Genomic DNA, 2,921 nt, shown 5'->3' with positions numbered 1-2,921 from the left:
TCGCCGCGATCGACGGTGAAGAAGGCGACCTCGAGTTGCCGTCCCAGATCGACGAGTTCGATGGCCGACAGCGGCACCGCGGCCACCACCCGCACCAGCCACGGCGATGGCTCGTCCCAGGCGCGCAACTCCAGATCGAGGCGCAGCACCGGATCGTCGCGGCCCGCGTAGTCGGCGGCCACCGGTGTGGCGGCCAGGACGGTGGCCCGGGCCCGGCGGCCGTCGCTCAGGATCTTGGCGATATTCGTGCGGGTTGTCTCCTCCGGCGGCGGGGCATACAGGACCACCCGGTCTTTGTCGCCCGGATCGACCCGGCAGGACACCACATCGCCCGGCTGCATCCATTCCAGATCGGATGCGCCGACCCGTTGCCGCACCCGCGTCTCGTACGGATGCCGATCCTCGAGCTGGACCCGGATCCAGAATTCGTGCTCCGGCTCCGAGCGGCGCGCCCGCACGCCCAGCACGGTCGCGGTTCCCGCGACGCCGCGCAGCAGCAGCTCGCGGCGGGCGGCATCGGACATGCCCGCATCCCGCCGGGGTAGACCGCCCGAGCCGAACTGCGAGGACAGCCGGGTGAACAGGCCCGGACGCCGCCGGGGGCGGCCGGAATCGGCCGCGGCGGCGGCGGTCTCCGACCTGTCGTGTGCGGCCGTGTTCATAGCCGTGAACCATAACCGCAGTGTGTTCGCGGCCACAGCGATACCCGCCGGTTGCCGACAGTGGCGGAGCCGATGGTGTTGCAGCGCCTACCCACTCGCGGATGCGGCCTCCGTCACGCTCTACCCTTGTCGCCATGACCTCTGCGTTCCCGACCATCCCCGACGAACTCAAGCCGGCCGACGGTCGGTTCGGCTGTGGCCCCTCCAAGGTCCGTCCCGAGCAGCTGCGGTCCCTGGTGGACACCGGCGCCTCGGTCTTCGGCACCTCCCACCGGCAGAAGCCGGTGAAGGACGTGGTGGCGCGCGTGCGCACCGGTCTGCGCGAATTGTTCTCCCTGCCCGAGGGTTACGAGGTCGTGCTCGGCAACGGCGGCACCACCGCCTTCTGGGATGCCGCCGCCTTCGGCCTGATCCGGGAGAAGTCGCTGCACCTGAGCAATGGCGAGTTCTCTTCGAAGTTCGCCGCCGTCGCCAAGGGCAACCCCTTCATCGGCGATCCGATCGTGATCAAGTCCGAGCCGGGCAGCGCTCCGGAGCCGACCTCCGATCCGTCGGTCGACCTCATCGGCTGGGCGCACAACGAGACCTCCACCGGCGTGGCCATCCCGGTCTCGCGTCCCGCGGGCTCGGAGAACGCCCTGATCGCCATCGACGCCACCTCCGGTGCGGGCGGTCTGCCGGTGAACATCACCGATGCCGACGTGTACTACTTCGCGCCGCAGAAGTGCTTCGCCGCCGACGGCGGGCTGTGGATCGCGCTCATGAGCCCCAAGGCGCTGGAGCGGGTGGAGGAGATCAAGAACTCGGGTCGCTGGACCCCGGATTTCCTGTCGCTGCCCATCGCCATCGACAACAGCACCAAGGACCAGACCTACAACACCCCGGCGCTGGCCACCCTGCTGCTGTTCGCGAATCAGATCGAATGGCTCAATGGGAACGGCGGTCTCGATTGGGCCGTGAAGCGCACCGCCGACTCCTCGTCGCGGCTGTACTCGTGGGCCGAATCCAGCTCGTACGCCACCCCGTTCGTGTCGGATCCGGCGCTGCGTTCGCAGGTCGTCGGCACTATCGACTTCGCCGATTCGGTGGACGCGGCCCAGGTCGCGAAGGTGCTGCGCGCCAATGGCATCGTCGACACCGAGCCGTACCGCAAGCTGGGCCGCAACCAGTTGCGCGTCGGCATGTTCCCGGCCATCGACCCCGAGGACGTCTCGCAGCTGACCCGGGCCATCGACTGGGTCGTAGAAAAGCTCGCCTGAGCAGTAAAAATGTGGGCGGTTCGCGGATCTTGAATCCGCGAGCCGTACCGAACGCTCTGTGACAGAATCGTTCACAGTAATGCGGCGCGGGAGTCTGTGAGCAGATTTCCGCGCCCGCGTGTCTTGACCCACGAATCTCGGAAGTGCACTACTGTTCCAGCATATGGGCGGTGTCGCGAGCCTGGCTGTGATCGAAGCAGCGATAAGGAGGTAACGGTGCGTGAACTTCGAGTGATCGGATTGACGCCCGATTCCACGCACATCGTGTGCATCGATACCGAAACCGGCCAGAAGTACCGGCTCGCCGCCGACGACAAACTGCGCGCCGCGGCGCGCGGAGACCTTGCCCGATTCGGCCAGATCGAGATCGAAACGGAAGCCACGATGCGTCCTCGCGATATCCAGGCCCGTATCCGAGCGGGTGCTTCGGTCGAACAGGTCACCGAAGAGTCCGGCATGCCCGCCAGCCGGGTGGAGCGTTTCGCCTACCCGGTCCTGTTGGAGCGGCAGCGGGCCGCCGAATTGGCGCAGAAGGCGCATCCGGTGCGCAATGACGGTCCGTCGGTGGAAACCCTCATCGAGATCGTGTCGGCGGCCTTCGCCGAGCGCGGCCACAATGTCGAGGTCGCCGAATGGGATGCCTGGAAGGACGAGAAGGGCTACTGGGTCGCGCAATTGCAGTGGCAGGCGGGGCGTTCGGTCATCGCCGCGCATTGGCGCTACCAGCCCGACGCGCACGGCGGCTCGGTGGTGCCGCTGGACGATCCGGCCTCCGATCTGATCGATCCGGATTTCGGCCGCGCCCTGCGCGGTCTGGCCACCATCCTGCCGGATCAGAACGAACCGGTCGCCGAGCCTGCGCCCGCCCCGGCCCCCGCGGCGCGCGAACGCGTGGAGTTCGAAGCGCCCGCCGCGCCCCGCGTCTCCGACCAGCAGAGCCTGGACGGCTTCTACGAGCAGCGTCCGGCGGTAGGGGACGGCACCGTTCCGGCCGCCGCCC

Annotated in this window: 3 protein-coding genes; 2 read left to right on the top strand and 1 reads right to left on the bottom strand. The window is 68.2% G+C overall.

The window, feature by feature from the left end; genetic code table 11:
• Positions 1-662, bottom strand: a 662-nt coding sequence (locus QK444_RS34920) for a hypothetical protein (RefSeq protein ID WP_282786266.1), incomplete at its 3' end; no start/stop codon positions are given.
• 134 nt (positions 663-796) lie between these two features.
• Here QK444_RS34920 and serC point away from each other — a divergent pair.
• Both serC and sepH read left to right on the top strand, forming a co-directional pair.
• Positions 797-1,921 (top strand): phosphoserine transaminase, encoded by a 1,125-nt coding sequence (gene serC, locus QK444_RS34915; protein WP_029930938.1) that lies wholly within the window; start codon positions 797-799, stop codon positions 1,919-1,921.
• Positions 1,922-2,137: 216 nt separating this feature from the next.
• On the top strand, positions 2,138-2,921 hold a 784-nt coding region (sepH, locus tag QK444_RS34910; protein ID WP_282786265.1), incomplete at its 3' end, for a septation protein SepH.

The organism is Nocardia sp. CC201C (assembly GCF_030010695.1).
GTDB lineage: Bacteria > Actinomycetota > Actinomycetes > Mycobacteriales > Mycobacteriaceae > Nocardia > Nocardia otitidiscaviarum.
The sequence above is the reverse complement of the archived record's forward strand: the minus strand, read 5'-3'. Positions and strand labels throughout refer to the sequence as shown.

Coding starts and splice junctions, on each gene's coding strand:
- serC (WP_029930938.1), top strand. CDS start 797: ATGACCTCTGCGTTCCCGACCATCCCCGACGAACTCAAGCCGGCCGAC.